Consider the following 14,067-nt stretch of genomic DNA (forward strand, 5'->3'; position numbering starts at 1 on the left):
ATCATATGACCGCGCGCCACTGGAATTTCTTCCTATGCGAGCGCATATAGGTGGCAATCGTGGACTCACTCCTTCTCCAGGGCAGGAAGCATGCGCGACCCCTATGAGGTGCTGGGCGTTGCCAAGAACGCATCGGCCAAGGACATAAAATCGGCGTACCGCAAACTCGCCAAGGAGTATCATCCGGACCAGAATCCGGATCCCAAGGCGAAGGAGCGGTTTGCCGCAGCCAACCAGGCTTACGAGATCGTCGGCGACGAGAAGAACCGTGGGGCTTTCGATCGCGGCGAGATTGACGCCGAGGGCAAGCCGCGCTTTCAAGGCTTCGAGGGTGCCGCCGGCGGCGCCGATCCGTTCGCCGGTTTTCGCCGGCAGCAAGGGCCGGGCGGCTCACGTTTCGAGTTTCGCTCAAGCCGTCCGAGCGGCGATCCGTTCGACGGCAGCAGCGACATCTTCAGCCAGATTTTCGGCGAGACCTTCTCTCGCGGCGCCGGCATGGGCGCCGGCCGGCAGGCGCCGTCCGGCGCCGACGTGAACGTGACGCTCGACATCACCATCGAGGAAGCTGCGACTGCGGAGAAGGTGACGGCGATGTTCCCCGACGGGCGCAAGGTCGCCGTCAAGCTGCCAGCTTATGTCGAGGACGGCCAGACCATCCGGCTGAAAGGCCAGGGCGAGCAAGGGCCGGGGCAGCCGGGCGATGCGCTGGTCAAGATTCGCTTCCGGCGGCATCCGCGCTATCGTGTAGAAGGCCGCGACCTCCATGCCGACTTGCCGGTTGCGCTGGCGGATGCCGTGCTGGGTGCCAAGGTGGCGGTCGAAACGCCGACCGGCAAGCTTGCGGTCAATGTTCCCGCCTGGTCGAGCTCGGACAAGGTCCTGCGGCTGAAGGGCAGGGGCCTGCCGGAAAAAGTTGGCGGTCACGGTGATCTCTACGCGCATGTGCGGCTGATGCTTCCCGAGGGCGGCGACAGCGATCTCGAAGCGCTGATGCGCAACCGAAAACGCTAGCGCATGACCCCTAATCGAAGTCCGCGCAGCAAAAATCGGAATCGATTTTCGCTGGGGATCATGCGCAAGATTAGGTGTTACAGTGCCGTTTGCGCGTCCAAAAGGACGCGCGGCGCTGTGGAGCGATGCTTTTGTCCCCTGAACTGTCCGTGTTGAGCGCTTGAAGGGGCTCTGTGCCTGTGCGATAGCCACTCCACAAAGCAGAAGATCTTGCGGAGAGCGCTCACATGGCGGGTGGACAAGGCATTATGGCCGGCAAGCGCGGGCTTGTCCTTGGCGTCGCGAACAATCGGTCGATCGCCTATGGTATTGCCAAGGCCTGCGTCGACCACGGCGCCGAGATTGCGCTGACCTACCAGGGCGAGGCGTTCAAGAAACGCGTCGAGCCGCTGGCGGCTGAACTCAACGCCCATGTCGCCGGCCATTGCGATGTGACCGATCCGGCCACGCTCGATGCGGTTTTCGACGACATCGCCAAGCATTGGGGTAAGCTCGATTTCCTCGTCCACGCCATCGCCTTTTCCGACAAGGACGAACTGACAGGCCGCTATGTCGAGACGACGCGCGACAATTTCCTCCGCACCATGGACATCTCGGTGTTTTCCTTCACCACCATCGCCAAGCGCGCCGAGGCGCTGATGACCGATGGCGGTTCGCTGCTGACGCTGACCTATTACGGCGCGGAAAAAGTGATGCCGCATTACAACGTAATGGGTGTCGCCAAGGCGGCGCTCGAAGCCAGCGTACGCTATCTGGCCGTCGACCTCGGCGCCAAGAAAATTCGTGTCAACGCCATCTCCGCCGGCCCGATCAAGACGCTGGCCGCCTCCGGCATCGGCGATTTTCGCTACATCTTGAAGTGGAACGAATACAATTCACCGCTGAAGCAGACGGTCACGCAAGAGGAAGTCGGCGATTCAGCCGTCTATTTCCTGTCCAGCCTTTCACGTGGCGTCACCGGCGAGATCCACCATGTCGATTCCGGTTACCATGTCGTCGGCATGAAGGCGGTCGACGCGCCTGATATTTCGACCGTCAAGGAATAACGCCTCGAACTCTCCCGCCTCCAGCCTGCTCTCGACCGCTCTCCGGATGACCTGATGTATCCGCTCGTCTACATCGCGCGCCATGGCCAGACGGTGTGGAACGCCGAGTCCCGGCTGCAAGGACAGGCCGACACCGATCTCAACCCGCTTGGCTGCGAGCAGGCGACCCGCAACGGCCATCGGCTTGCCGAATTCGTTCATAACCCCGAGGATTTCGACTTTGTCGCCAGTCCGATGCGGCGGACGCGCCAGACCATGGAGCGCATTCGCGCTGCAATGAGGCTCGATCCGCGGGCCTATCGCACCGATCCCCGCCTTGTCGAAATGAGTTTCGGCGATTGGCAGGGTTTCACCTTTCCCGAACTCGAGGCCCGGCATCTGGGCTCGGGCAGGGAGAGGCGCCTCGACAAATGGAATTTCCTGCCGCCCGGCGAGGGCGCTGAAAGCTATCAAATGCTGCTCGAGCGGGTAAAGCCGTGGTTCGACGCGCTGGACCGCCCGACGGTCTGCGTGACCCATGGCGGCGTCGTGCGCGCCCTGTTTCGCATGGTGCTGGGAATGCCCGAGACAGAAGCCGCAAACCTGGATGTGCCGCAGGATCGCTTGCTCAGGCTGGAAGGACGAACCCTGGAGTGGCTCTGAAGGACGCGAGTTCAGCCCTTCTCAGACATTGATTCAGAAATTGATGCCAAGTCGGGACGACGTAGAGAAGCGGGCGGCGGTTGGCGACAGTCCCCGTACGGCCTCTCCCAGGCGGATGCGGTCCTGCTCTGCTATCTTTTCAAATCAAGGCCGCCAGGCAAGCTCCACTTCCTGCACATGCTCAAGCGGATTGTCGGACAAGCCGGCAATCTCCGTGACGATTTTGCGGCGGAGGACAGGAAAATAGTCGTCTAATGTGCGAACTGTAGTCGCGAAGCTGTTGGGACCGCCGGTAACGTGGCTGTAGAGATAATCGGTTGGGTGCTGCCACGCTCCTTCGTTTGGGTCGAGGCTGAGGGGTAAGTCCTTAGGTGGTAGCACCGGCGCGGGGATGGCAAGCGCATTGATGATGTGGCCCATGGCCAATGCGTGGTCCCGCGCGGCCTCTGGGGCAGGACCATCATTGTTGGGTCCATTCGCTGAGATGTCGATAACCGCGCGGTCGGGTGTGGCGGGGCACTGGGCCAGGCTCTGGGAGGCGTAGGAAATGGCCCAGCTGAGGCTGGTTAGGCCGAGGCGGTCTTGACCGGGACGGTGGCCCATACCTCGAATAACGTCAGCTGCCTCTCGCGCGCCGCGCGCATTCTCTATGACGCGCCAAGGCAATATGGTGTGGGCCGTACGGTGGCTAGACCATTCGACATAGGTAACGGCGATCCGCCCAGTGCGGGTCAGGGCTATGGCGGACACGATGTCAGGATGGCTCAACGCCTGGGCGTGACCCTCACGCTGCATATGGGCTGTGTCATTGGCGATGCTGGCCGATATATCAGCGGCCAGGACGAGGCACACGTCAACCGCAGTGTCGGCCTTCTGCGCGCGGACGGATGCAGCCGGAATAAAGAAGCTTGTGCAGACGACGAGGGCGGGCATGAAGGCGCCCCAGTGTTTCGGTACGACTGCGGGGGTCGCCGCAGGAGCGTGGAGAGTTCCGTTGGTAGGGGCGATGTCGCCATTGATGTGGACGGTGCGTGCGCCGTACGTTGCAATTTTAGCCACCGATCCCCCGTTCACAAAAGACGCTGACGGCCCGCTTTACGCTCGCGCCGAGACAACTGAACGCGCAAGCATGCGTCGTTCGTCTTTTTACCCCTGACCTCGCCGGTTCCCGACGGCTGTTTTATAGAAATTCAAATCTTGCGCATGCCCCAACTGGGTCAGACCAGGTGTACTAGCCCTACGGGGCCAGCTCCCTCGGCCGCGGACGGCTAGAAGTTTCGAGTTCGCTAATGTAAGGTCGGATTGCTTCTCGGTTGCGGGACGGAGATGGGCGCAGCTTTCGATTTTAATGCAGTGGGCAATGCCATAGCCGAAGCGGCGGCCGACCCGGCGCTTTGGGATGCTGCAATGGATGTGGCTGCGGACGCCACTGGAAGCTTTGGCGCAATGCTGTTCGACGCGAAAGGGCATCTCCCCGGCATACCGAAAAGTCGCCGAATGGGTCCGTCGCTCGAGACATACGTCAAGGATGGTTGGATCGACCGGGACGACCGGTACAACCTGTTGCCTCTGTTGGTTCGGAGAGGGGCGGTCAGCGAGCTTGACGTCCTGACGCCCGAGGAAATCGCCAGGCATCCCTACTATCAGGAATTTCTCGCGCCGTTCGGTCTGCGGTGGTTGCGGGTGTGAAGGTTGCTGCAGGCGACGACCTCTGGTGCCTGTCGATCCAGAGGTCGATCCAGCAAGGACCTTTTTCGCCATCCGAGATTCAAAGCCTTGCCGACTTCTCAAGACAGTTGGGTTCCGCGGTCGCGCTCGCGAGAATGCTGAGCTTCGCGCGTGCCGAAGGCGCGATGGGTGCATTCAGCGCAAGCGGCACGCCTGCAGTGATGCTTGACCGGAACGCCGCCGTGATCCTGGTGAACGAACCTGCAGAGAGACTGTTCGGTCGAGACCTTTGGGTGACCGGACGCCATCTGGCTTGTGCCGACAAGAACGCCACTGATGCCCTTAGGCGCGCATTTCACGTGCTGCTGCGAAATCCGACCCCGCCAGCAATGGTGAACCCCGTCCCGCTTCCCCGCCTCGGAGGCAGACCTCTGTTAGCTTATCCAACGCGCCTGCCGAGAATTGCCACGAACGTCTTTGCGTCCTGTCAGATAGTTGTCTGCTTTGTCGATCCGGACATTTATCCTCAACCCTCGGAGGTTGCCTTGCGGACTTGCTTCGGGCTGACCCCTGCCGAGGCGAGACTGGCTCGCCGGGTTTCATCGGGCGCAGAGTTGAAGGCCGTCGCGGATAAGTTGGGTGTCACTTACGAAACCGCCAGGAATCAACTGAAAGCCGTCTTCGCCAAAACCGAGACCCATCGCCAGCCGGAGCTGGTCGCGTTGCTCGCGAGAATAGCCAGCACCGCCCAAACTGAATGACCGCAAGTCGCACTGCTAAAGCTTTAGCGTGGTGGGCACACGGGCCTGTGCAAGGCCAGGGTCATGTTGAACGCTGCGATTCCGGCGTCAAACCACTTGCCGGGCAGTGCGAAAATTCAACGGCGCTCGGTTGCGCCGTCGCTTCAAGCTTGGCGCGCCCGCGGGGTCTGTTGCTCGTCCTTCTGGCTGGCCGCCATTTCGCTAAACAGCCAATCGCGGAATGCCTTGACCTTCCTCTGCCGCAGCGCCCCATCTGGATAGACGACGTAGTATTTCCACCTCGACTCCAGCGCCAGATCAAAGGGGCGCACCAGTCGCCCGGCTGCCAGATCGGCTGAGACGAGCGCGCTCCTGCCCAGCAGCACACCTTCGCCCTGCACAGCCGCCTCGACAGCATAGCCGGCGGAGTCGAACCTCACGCCACTATTGGGATCGATATCGCCCAGGCCGGCGCGCTGCAGCCACATAGCCCAGTCGATGCGGAAGTCATGGTGGATAAGCCTGTGGTGTCTAAGGTCGCTGGGCTGCCGCAGCGGATGTTCTCCGTGCAGCAACTCCGGACTGCAGACAGGAGAGACGTCCTCCTCGGCCAGGAACTCCGACACCGCCCCTTCATAACCGCCCGCGCCGTAGCGTATCGCGACGTCGACTCCATCCCTGATGAAATCCGCGTGCACGCCCGACGTGGAGAGACGCACATCGATGTCGCGGTTCTCGCGGTGGAAACGATGGAGCCGCGGCACAAGCCACCGGCCGGCAAAGCCGTCCGACGTGCTGACGTTGAGGACACCTGCCGATCTTGACGCCGTGGCGACGATCGTCGCGGCCCCGATCCGGTCCAGGGCTGCGCCGACTTCCGCTGCATAGGCGGCGCCTGCGGGTGTGAGGCGCACGAAGCGCGTTCCTCGTTCGAAGAGCCGAATGCCGAGTCTTTCCTCCAGGTTGCGGACGGCGCGACTGATCGCCCCATGCGTCAGGTTCAACTCGGCCGCCGCTTTCGTGAAGCTCAGGTGACGAGCCGCCGCGTCGAAGGCCGGGAGAGCGGTCAAAGGAGGAAGTCTGCGCGGCATCGCATACCTGTGAGTGATAGTCACATATTCTGCACAAATATTCGGTTGTCGTCCAGCGAGGAGCGGCGCAACCTTGCAGCAACAAAAGCGCCTCTTTCCAACCCTTCGTCGATGACGACGCAAAACCTGAACGGGAGGTAACTGTGAGCAACATTCACGCTTATCCGGATGCCTTCGATCGACTGGAACCGGCATCTGCACGCCTGCCCATAGCGGCAATCGAATCCCTGCGCATCGCGGTCACCGGACGAGCCGCCCGCCTGTTCGCCGGGTTGCAGCACCGCCGGACGATGCAGCGCATTACAAGCTTCTCGGATCATCGCCTCCAGGACATGGGGTTCGAGCGCGACTGGGACGGGTCAATCATCAGCAGGCAGCGACAGTCGGGGCGGCGCCGATAATTCCGAGTACTGAAGGAGAATGACATGAAGATCTATCCACATCTCTGGTTCCAATCCCAGGCCGAAGAGGCCATGGAATTCTACATGTCCGTGTTCAAGGACTCGAGGGTCCTGGGAAGCACCGACCTTCCCGATCCCGAGCTGTCGGTTGTCCGCTTCGAACTGGCGGGCCTGCCGGTAGCCGCTCTCAATGCCCACTCCCATGCGCCGTATAACGAGGCTTTCTCCTTCCTTGTCGAGACCGAGGACCAGGCGGAGACCGACTACTACTGGGATGCGCTGACGGCCGGGGGCGGTGAGGAGAAGCCCTGCGGATGGCTGACGGACAAGTTCGGGGTCTATTGGCAGGTCACGCCCAAGGCATTGCTGCAAATGCTGGGGAATCCCGACAGGGACAAAGCCGGGCGGGTTCTTCAGGCGATGTATCTTCAGGCGATGTACAAGATGAAGAAGATCATCATCGCGGACCTCGAGCGCGCTTACCGGGGCTAACGACCTCGCGCCAGACGATCGTTCTCTTCTTGAAACTCTCGCCTCCACGGTTGGCACCTCCCCAATGCAACCCGCAACACATTTCCGAGAGAGTAATGCGATCCGTACGCTGATTATCGGCGCGACAGGATTGCTCAGCAGCGAGATGACCCAATTCACCCGGATACCGTCCGCCTATTTATCGGCTGGCGCTTGAAGGCCATGGCACGTCCGGCCAGGATCGGCGTCAAGACGATCGTCAGCCATTTGAACCGCAACCGCACCTTCACGCACGACGGTGCCTTGGCCGCAACCAAATCTGCGCGGCCATGGCACTACTCCGGTTTCCAGCTGCTACCGCGAACACCAGGCAGGCGAGACCGCGTTGGCAGCATGCCCTACGGCGTTGGCTGAGAACTCGCGAAGCATAGGCAGGATGGCGCTTGGCGTGTCGGCCACCAGGCATTTGCTCATGAGATCGTCGGATATGAAACCGGAACGCTCCAGATGCGAGAACAGTTGCAAGAGTGGTTGCCAGAAACCTTTCACGTTGGCGAAGACAAGCGGTTTCCGCTGCTGCTCCAGTTTGTGCAGTGTCACGACTTCCGTCAATTCCTCGATCGTTCCGATGCCGCCGGGAAGCGCGACAAAGGCATCGGCACGTTCGAACATGATCCGCTTTCGGGTATGCATATCCGGAACGATTACGATTTCGTGCGGAGCCGCAAGCATCGGGATTCGGTCGGCAAGAAACCGTGGCATGACCGCGGTCACGAGGCTGCCGTGCTCGGCGGCTGCCCGCGCAACCGCGCCCATCAGCCCCTCCGCGCCACCCCCGTAGAGGAGGGCCATGCCCTCCAGGCCTATTGCATCGCCTAGCTCAGTCGCGGCATCAATGAAGCTCTCGTCATTTCCCGATTTTGCGCCGCAGAAGACACATATGGTTTTGGGGCGCGCCAATGGCAGTCGGCTTGTATCTTGAAGTATATTGCTTCCATTCAAAAGAATTTTCACGGTCATGTTCCCTTTTGAAATTTACTTGCGGACGTTTGGGATGCATTTCCTGCGGCTGACACATTGAGTTTTGGGTCCAGGAGTAGAATGTCGGCCCAAGCCCAGAGCAAGCAGCAGACAAGCAGCGTTGCTGGCATTGCCATCGAATGAAGTACATCGGCAGCCGGGCTGCCGAGTGCCTTCGCAATCTCAATGAGGGCGACGAGAGCCGCCGGAAAGCGGCTGAGCAGAACAGCCTTGCGGAATAGGTGCGCAATCTTGATCTTAGTAAGCTCTGTTCCGCGGGGATCCGTCTTCAACGCACTTCCGAATTTTCCCGCCGCATGGAGAAAGCCGGAAGTAATAGCAAGGAGCGGATCGCCAATGAGAAGCAGGCTCATGCCCAACGCGACGGCGCCGATACCCGACAGGAAGTCTCCGCGCCGTATCCCCGCCGCATCCGGCGGCCGCTTCGCTAGGCCGCGATGATATTCCTCCCCACTCCAGAAGAATATGGCCGTGGCCACCGTCAGTGCGACGGCGCTCCAACTTCCGGCGAAGTAGGAATGGGCAGCCTGCAACGAGGCAGAGAGGCCTCCATCCGCCCCGAGGACGACCTGCCTGACTTGCAAAGCCAACCCCACGCAGAGACCGATCGCGTTGCCGATATTGTAGTACCCGCCCGGTCCAGCCAGACGCGCTGCCAAAGCGCGGCCGCCTATCCTGTTTGCCGATGGCCCCATTTCTCCGTGCAATGACATTAAGTCCTCCTCCCGTAGGCGATCGCTATTCGATTTCAAGGCATGTGAGGCGCGCGTGAAACGGTCAGTTCTCTGGGTGAAATTCGCCGCCCCGGGGCCCAATAGGCGCAGGTGTTCACGAGTTCATCCACGGCATCGCTCCTCACCAAGGCATCGGGAGAACATCGGGTTCGCCTCCAGATCGGGATCTGCACCGATTGAACCGGGTCGTCGTCAGCGGCTCGTGAACAGCACGTGATTGGCAGTCGACGAGCGGCAGACGGCTCCGAGGCTTGCAGGCGGGAGGAATCACGCTGCCTTCACGCAAGGCGCAGACAAAGGTGGTCTCGACCCTTGGGGCAACGGACGATGAACGAGCCGAGTTTCTTTTCTTTGATCAACCAAGGTCAGGTCGAGCTGCACCATTCAGAATTCCGGAGCATTCCGGCTCAAGGAGGAAATGATGATGACCAGACTTTTTGCAACATGCGCATTCGCTGGCCTCGCCTGGACCGGGATTTCGGCTGCGGCCGAACTGGCGCCAGGCAACGGGCACAACATTCATCTCGCTGACTTTGACGGTGTCGTCTACTTTACGGTCGAGCAGGACGGCTACCGAGTTGTGGCGACTCTGGCATCTGGAGCCGACGGGCTGCCGCTGCGGATGATTTCCACGCTCGCGCCCGGGCAGCGCATGACTGTCTCCGTGCCGCAGGCGATCGGCCAGCCGTCGATCGATTTCGAGATTCTCCGGGATGGTGACGCGCTCGTTGTCAGCGACGCCATTCCCGCTGCGATGGTCGATCTCGTTGACGTGGAACCGATCCCGGCAGCGTCGGAAAGGTGACAGTCGACCGGAAGCGGACCTACAGCGTTAGACAGGCCGGACTATGCTCAGTTGTACAGCAGCGCGAGGGAAGCCAAGCGCTTTGGGCGAAGAATCCGCCAGCAGCCAGTTCACCGTTCCAGGGAGGCGGCCCTGTAAGTTGATTGCCAGCCGATCGATAAGCAGGTGGGAGGAATCACGTTGCCTTCACGTACGGCGCAGGAAAAGCTCGTCCCGACCCTGGGGCAACGGACGATGAACGATCCGAAATTTTTTCTCTTTGATTTACCAAGGTCAGGACGACCTGCACCATTCAGAATTCCGGAGGAATGGTATCCCGGCGTACGGGATCACTGGCATCATGCGACGTCCCGTCGAGCGGTCGATCCGATCGGAGGAATCAGGGCGCTGGTCATCCACGCGGCGGTAGGATTAAGTTCGGCGGGCGCCATGTCGGTCATGAAGGCGCACAGGGCCAGTTGGCATTGGCTGATTCCGGGTACGGACGAAGAGCCGCATGGCAAGGTCGCATGGGCCTGTGTGCCGGAGGCAAGCGCCGCCCTCCACGTGCGGGACCTTCGATCTTATCCTGCGGTGAACGGTGGCCAGGCCAAAGTCAATGACTGGAGCCTCGCAATCCAGATCGTTAATTCGCGGAGCCGCGATGTCGTGGAGCCATTCTCGGACTGGCAGGTGGAGATTGCCGCCGAAATCGTGCGTTACAGTTGGGCGAAGTACCCGAATTTGAAACATGTCGTATCGCACGCCTTGCTGGACCCCGAACGGTGCAGCGATCCAGGTGCCCACTTTCCTTGGAAACGGTTCCGCGATCTCGTGCTGAACGGTGCCGGCGACATGTACTGAACCGGGCGCACCCCCGCTGCGGTGCCGATGGAATCGCTGCCCGCCCTGCGGAATGGTTGCCACCTGCTGCGCAGGCTGGGATTTGCTGCCTGTGGACGACTAATCGGGCCGCGACGCCCACTGATCACCCGTGTTGCGCGTTGGACCTGCACGCGCGAAGATGCCTCATCGTCTATCAAGGAAGGCAACCGTTTATCCGGTGCCCAGTTGGCCGATGTGGTTTCGCAATCGAACCTGCAGGGGCGCGTTCTGCGGGAGCGCTCAGCGGTGGAGGGCACGTGGCCACAGTTGCTTTGGGTTCGCATGAAACATCACACGCGCTCGATCCGATGTCACGAGATAATCGGATAGCGATCGCGCGGCTGGCGCCAAAGCTTCGTCTTCTCACTCGACTGCCTCATCCGGACGCACCTGGCGCCGCGATATATGTGGCGCAAGCGCATCCCCATGATCACGGCGAGGAGTTCCGCGACTTTCAGCCTGTCGGAGTCGCAGGCTGCGATTGGCGTCCCGAGCGGGCATTCGAAGCCTGCATCGCCGAAGCTGCCGAATATCTTTCCCAGCTCGAGTACCCGGAGGACCGAAGGTCTGGGGCCGAAACGGCCGGTCGGCGCATTGACGCCTTCGATCACTATCTTGCCGGCGCCACCGAAACTGGAGGCGAGCGCCTGTGGCTGGCCGGGCATCAGTTCGGTTCATCGGAACCGGTGGCATTGCCGGGCGAACTTTGTGTCCGCCGCGCGAGCGCCCGTGGTGTTCTACCGTACAGGCTCGGTAGCGGCGTCGCAGCGGGGAGAACCCTCATCGAGGCGGCAAACCGTGCAATATGGGAACTAATCGAGCGCGATGCCGTCGCAAGATGGTGGCACGGCGACTTGGTGGCCCAGGCGATTGGCGAAGATGCGTTGCGGGATAGCGGACTCCCAGACCTGCTCTCCCGATACCGGTCGGGAAAGACGACCCGAGCATGCGGCTTGGTCGATATTCGGGCAGCTGTTGACATTCCCGTCATCGCCGCCTTTTCGTTTTCTCGTGACGGGAGAGATTTCGCTTGCGGTTTCGCAGCACGGCCGAACATGGCCGATGCCGTTCACGCCGCGACTAAAGAGATGGTGCAGATGGAGATCGGACATCATCTCGTGCGCGCCAAGCAACAGGTGCACGGGTTCGAGAAACTCAATCAGGATGACCTCGCCTATATTGCGCGAAGCCAGAGGATCCACCCCGATCATCCAAAGCTTATGGCCGCTCCCGCGGGCTCGGAGAAATCGTCCGTAGAAGGCAACGACGAATTACTCCTCGACTATACGCGCGAGGCACTCCTTCGTGCCGACTGTACGGCCTTTATCGTGAACCTGACGCGCCATCCCATTGGCATTCCGGTCGCCCGCGCTCTTGTGACAGGCCTGCGGTCTGTTCCCCCAAGCGACGTATTGCAATTCGACTCCATGGGCAGGTGCATCAATTTCAACATTCCGATACTGTAAGGCGTTCGCTGTAATCAGAGTCCCATGGACCAATATAGCCAGGCAGCATCGCGGAGCCGCGAAACACCAAGTTTCCATATTGAGACGCTTGGCATCTTCCGCATGTCTCATGGCGCCGTGAATTGCACTTTCAAGAGCCGCAAGGCACAGGCGCTCTTTGCCTATCTCGCATTTTGCAAGAACATGATCGAAAGCCGGGAGCGCCTCGCCGGCCTTTTGTGGGGCGAAAACAGTGAGGAAGCCGCGCGCACCTCCCTGCGCCAGCTAATCAGTGGGATAAAGAAGGAAACGAAGCAGTTTCCATTGCAGATCTTCGACTGCGATCGGAACAATGTCTGGTTGCAGCCGATTCATGTCTCAAGCGACGCGGCGACCCACATCGCCGATCTCGAACAGAATATCGTGCCCGAAGTGATGATCACGCAGCAGCGGCTGTTCGGGGGCTTTCTCGTCAATTTGAGGGACATTGATCCCAGCTTCGACATGTGGCTCTCGGTCCAGCGCGAATATCTCCACGACAGGGCGGTTAAGCTCCTCCAGGACCAAGCCCGGCGCGAGCAGAACGATGCCAAGCGGGAGAGGTTCGCCACCGCCATCCACAAGCTGGACCCGACGCATGAGGAAGCCTGCCGTATCCTTATGCAGTGCCGTGCCTCACGTGGCGACACGGCGGGAGCGCTTCGCATCTACAACGACCTGTGGGAGTTGCTCGGCACCGACTATGATATGGAGCCGTCACCGCAGACCCAGGCGCTGGTCGCGGAGATAAAGACGGCGAAACCTCTTCCCGCTCCTCCCAGCCACGTCCCGCAACTCGCCTCCGCTGTTCCGGCCGCAGCGCATCTGTTGGGCGACGGAGGAATCGCCGCTCAGGCGCGCGCTGAACCCCCGCTGATCCTGGTTCATCCATTCTTGTACGAGGCGGTCCATGCCATCCGTATCAACGGCTTCCGCCACGAATTGATCGCAGCCATGACACGGTTCCGGGACTGGTCGGTGAGGGAGCATTCGGCGTCCGACGATGCCCTCCCGCCAAGCGGCCGGAAGGTCTATGACTTGCTTGCCACGGCGACGGGCGAGGACAGTGAATTGCACATCGCTGTGCTGCTCCGTCGCAGGTCTGACGGCCACTACATGTGGAGCGAGAATTCGGAGATCGAGATCGGCAACTGGCATCGCGCCAGACTGCAGATCGTCCGGCACCTGGCCGCAGCGCTCGATGTTCAGATCTCGGCAGAGCGTTTGAGCACGACGGCGGGCCTTCCCGATATGGATCTCGACATCTACGACCGCTGGCTGCGTGGTAATGAGCTTCTTTCGCGGTGGCGTCCGGCCGACGAGAGCCGGTCCGAGGGGATATTCCGGTCGATCATACGGGATGCTCCCGATTTCGCGCCCGCTCATGCCAGTCTGGCGCAGATCCTCAACAGCAGACATCTCATCTTCCCCGGCCTCATGCGGGATAGAAAGCGGGAACAGGAAGCCCTCAAACTTGCAAACATGGCTTCCAAGCTCGCGCCGATGGATAGCCGGACCAAGCTCACTCTGGCCTGGTCCTATCTTATGAACGAAAAGTACGAGCAAGCGATCTATTGCTACGGGCTGGCGCTCAAAATGAACGACAACGATCCCTGGACGCTGATCTCATGTGCGCAGGGCCTCGCCTATTGTGGCGAGAAGGCGCTCGCAGACGAGATCGCACAAAGGGCGCTGCGGGTGGGATATGGCGCCGAACCCGTTCATTGGGCTTATCACGCCTGTATCCGCTTTCTCTTCGGCAACAGCGAGGGCGCGGTGGAAGCAGCCGATCTTGCCGAGGATGCGACCTTCTTTGTCGGCGGCTTGAAAGCGGCGGCGCAGGCCGAGCTTGGCTTGAAAGAAGCGGCTCTTGAAGAGGCGGCAGCGTTCTTCCGCCGTGCCTCGGACAGCTGGCATGGCGAGGCCCCCGCTTCGCCGAAAGCCACGCTCGAATGGTTCTGCCAATGCCTCCCGATCCGCCTGATGGCGGACCGGGAGAGGCTGCATTCAGGAATTCTGGCGACCGGGTTGCTCGACCTGGCTGGCTAGCGTTCCACCCGCCGGTTTTC

General features: G+C 60.9%; 15 protein-coding genes. 10 read left to right on the top strand and 5 right to left on the bottom strand.

Translation table 11 applies throughout. The features are described from left to right. Window positions 1–90 precede the first annotated feature (90 nt). From CIT26_RS02525 to CIT26_RS02535, 3 genes are all read left to right on the top strand, one after another. Window positions 91–1,011, top strand: coding sequence for a DnaJ C-terminal domain-containing protein (locus CIT26_RS02525; protein ID WP_095491099.1), 921 nt, complete (start codon window positions 91–93; stop codon window positions 1,009–1,011). A 227-nt stretch (window positions 1,012–1,238) separates the two neighbouring features. Next, entirely contained in the window at window positions 1,239–2,057 is an 819-nt protein-coding gene (gene fabI / locus CIT26_RS02530) for an enoyl-ACP reductase FabI (protein WP_095491100.1), read from the top strand. A gap of 54 nt (window positions 2,058–2,111) precedes the next feature. Continuing rightward, window positions 2,112–2,699, top strand: a complete 588-nt coding sequence (locus CIT26_RS02535; protein WP_095491101.1) for a histidine phosphatase family protein — start codon at window positions 2,112–2,114, stop codon at window positions 2,697–2,699. Between the two features lie 144 nt (window positions 2,700–2,843). Here CIT26_RS02535 and CIT26_RS02540 read toward each other — a convergent pair whose 3' ends face one another. Beyond that, window positions 2,844–3,632: a DUF1194 domain-containing protein gene (locus CIT26_RS02540; RefSeq protein ID WP_143747768.1), complete on the bottom strand. Its 789-nt coding sequence runs from the start codon at window positions 3,630–3,632 to the stop codon at window positions 2,844–2,846. A gap of 393 nt (window positions 3,633–4,025) precedes the next feature. On the opposite strand from CIT26_RS02540, the gene CIT26_RS37310 reads away from it, so the two are divergent. Next, window positions 4,026–4,388 (top strand): hypothetical protein, encoded by a 363-nt coding sequence (locus CIT26_RS37310; protein ID WP_245319031.1) that lies wholly within the window; start codon window positions 4,026–4,028, stop codon window positions 4,386–4,388. After that, window positions 4,385–5,128 carry a helix-turn-helix transcriptional regulator gene (locus tag CIT26_RS02545; protein ID WP_245319034.1) on the top strand — a complete coding sequence of 248 codons (744 nt, stop codon included), beginning with the start codon at window positions 4,385–4,387 and terminating at the stop codon, window positions 5,126–5,128. The genes CIT26_RS37310 and CIT26_RS02545 overlap by 4 nt, the downstream gene beginning before the upstream one ends. Before the next feature lie 143 nt (window positions 5,129–5,271). Here CIT26_RS02545 and gcvA read toward each other — a convergent pair whose 3' ends face one another. Continuing rightward, the gene (gcvA, locus tag CIT26_RS02550; RefSeq protein WP_095491103.1) at window positions 5,272–6,198 is read right to left on the bottom strand and encodes a transcriptional regulator GcvA; all 927 of its coding nucleotides are present in this window, start codon (window positions 6,196–6,198) and stop codon (window positions 5,272–5,274) included. 20 nt (window positions 6,199–6,218) lie between these two features. Further along, window positions 6,219–6,518, bottom strand: a complete 300-nt coding sequence (locus tag CIT26_RS36385) for a hypothetical protein (protein WP_167391253.1) — start codon at window positions 6,516–6,518, stop codon at window positions 6,219–6,221. Between the two features lie 105 nt (window positions 6,519–6,623). Here CIT26_RS36385 and CIT26_RS02560 point away from each other — a divergent pair, with 105 nt between their 5' ends. After that, a complete protein-coding gene (locus CIT26_RS02560) occupies window positions 6,624–7,091 on the top strand; it encodes a VOC family protein (RefSeq protein ID WP_095491104.1) in 468 nt (155 codons plus the stop codon). Window positions 7,092–7,424: 333 nt separating this feature from the next. Here CIT26_RS02560 and CIT26_RS02565 read toward each other — a convergent pair whose 3' ends face one another. Both CIT26_RS02565 and CIT26_RS02570 read right to left on the bottom strand, forming a co-directional pair. Then, window positions 7,425–8,090 (bottom strand): LOG family protein, encoded by a 666-nt coding sequence (locus tag CIT26_RS02565; protein ID WP_245319035.1) that lies wholly within the window; start codon window positions 8,088–8,090, stop codon window positions 7,425–7,427. Further along, entirely contained in the window at window positions 8,087–8,824 is a 738-nt protein-coding gene (locus CIT26_RS02570; RefSeq protein ID WP_206072708.1) for a hypothetical protein, read from the bottom strand. Before CIT26_RS02570 ends, CIT26_RS02565 begins: the two co-directional genes overlap by 4 nt. 445 nt (window positions 8,825–9,269) lie before the next feature. Between CIT26_RS02570 and CIT26_RS02575 the strand changes: the two genes are divergently transcribed. The 4 genes from CIT26_RS02575 (at window position 9,270) to CIT26_RS02590 (ending at window position 14,047) form a co-directional block, all read left to right on the top strand. Then, window positions 9,270–9,650: a hypothetical protein gene (locus CIT26_RS02575; protein ID WP_206072709.1), complete on the top strand. Its 381-nt coding sequence runs from the start codon at window positions 9,270–9,272 to the stop codon at window positions 9,648–9,650. Window positions 9,651–9,884: 234 nt separating this feature from the next. Continuing rightward, window positions 9,885–10,493, top strand: a complete 609-nt coding sequence (locus tag CIT26_RS02580) for an N-acetylmuramoyl-L-alanine amidase (RefSeq protein WP_095491105.1) — start codon at window positions 9,885–9,887, stop codon at window positions 10,491–10,493. A 278-nt stretch (window positions 10,494–10,771) separates the two neighbouring features. Then, the gene (locus CIT26_RS02585; RefSeq protein ID WP_143747769.1) at window positions 10,772–11,980 is read left to right on the top strand and encodes a YcaO-like family protein; all 1,209 of its coding nucleotides are present in this window, start codon (window positions 10,772–10,774) and stop codon (window positions 11,978–11,980) included. Between the two features lie 24 nt (window positions 11,981–12,004). After that, window positions 12,005–14,047 carry an AfsR/SARP family transcriptional regulator gene (locus CIT26_RS02590; protein WP_095491107.1) on the top strand — a complete coding sequence of 681 codons (2,043 nt, stop codon included), beginning with the start codon at window positions 12,005–12,007 and terminating at the stop codon, window positions 14,045–14,047. The last annotated feature ends 20 nt before the right edge of the window (window positions 14,048–14,067 follow it).

Origin of the sequence: Mesorhizobium temperatum, from assembly GCF_002284575.1 — a bacterium.
Taxonomy (GTDB): domain Bacteria; phylum Pseudomonadota; class Alphaproteobacteria; order Rhizobiales; family Rhizobiaceae; genus Mesorhizobium; species Mesorhizobium temperatum.

Excerpts from the sequence above, each read along its gene's own strand:
- CIT26_RS02580 (WP_095491105.1), top strand. The coding sequence starts at position 9,885 with ATGAACGATCCGAAATTTTTTCTCTTTGATTTACCAAGGTCAGGACGA.
- CIT26_RS02565 (WP_245319035.1), bottom strand. The coding sequence starts at position 8,090 with ATGACCGTGAAAATTCTTTTGAATGGAAGCAATATACTTCAAGATACA.
- CIT26_RS02575 (WP_206072709.1), top strand. The coding sequence starts at position 9,270 with ATGACCAGACTTTTTGCAACATGCGCATTCGCTGGCCTCGCCTGGACC.
- CIT26_RS02535 (WP_095491101.1), top strand. The coding sequence starts at position 2,112 with ATGTATCCGCTCGTCTACATCGCGCGCCATGGCCAGACGGTGTGGAAC.
- CIT26_RS02570 (WP_206072708.1), bottom strand. The coding sequence starts at position 8,824 with ATGTCATTGCACGGAGAAATGGGGCCATCGGCAAACAGGATAGGCGGC.
- CIT26_RS02540 (WP_143747768.1), bottom strand. The coding sequence starts at position 3,632 with ATGCCCGCCCTCGTCGTCTGCACAAGCTTCTTTATTCCGGCTGCATCC.
- fabI (WP_095491100.1), top strand. The coding sequence starts at position 1,239 with ATGGCGGGTGGACAAGGCATTATGGCCGGCAAGCGCGGGCTTGTCCTT.
- CIT26_RS02560 (WP_095491104.1), top strand. The coding sequence starts at position 6,624 with ATGAAGATCTATCCACATCTCTGGTTCCAATCCCAGGCCGAAGAGGCC.
- gcvA (WP_095491103.1), bottom strand. The coding sequence starts at position 6,198 with ATGCCGCGCAGACTTCCTCCTTTGACCGCTCTCCCGGCCTTCGACGCG.
- CIT26_RS02590 (WP_095491107.1), top strand. The coding sequence starts at position 12,005 with ATGGACCAATATAGCCAGGCAGCATCGCGGAGCCGCGAAACACCAAGT.
- CIT26_RS02525 (WP_095491099.1), top strand. The coding sequence starts at position 91 with ATGCGCGACCCCTATGAGGTGCTGGGCGTTGCCAAGAACGCATCGGCC.
- CIT26_RS36385 (WP_167391253.1), bottom strand. The coding sequence starts at position 6,518 with ATGATCCGAGAAGCTTGTAATGCGCTGCATCGTCCGGCGGTGCTGCAA.
- CIT26_RS37310 (WP_245319031.1), top strand. The coding sequence starts at position 4,026 with ATGGGCGCAGCTTTCGATTTTAATGCAGTGGGCAATGCCATAGCCGAA.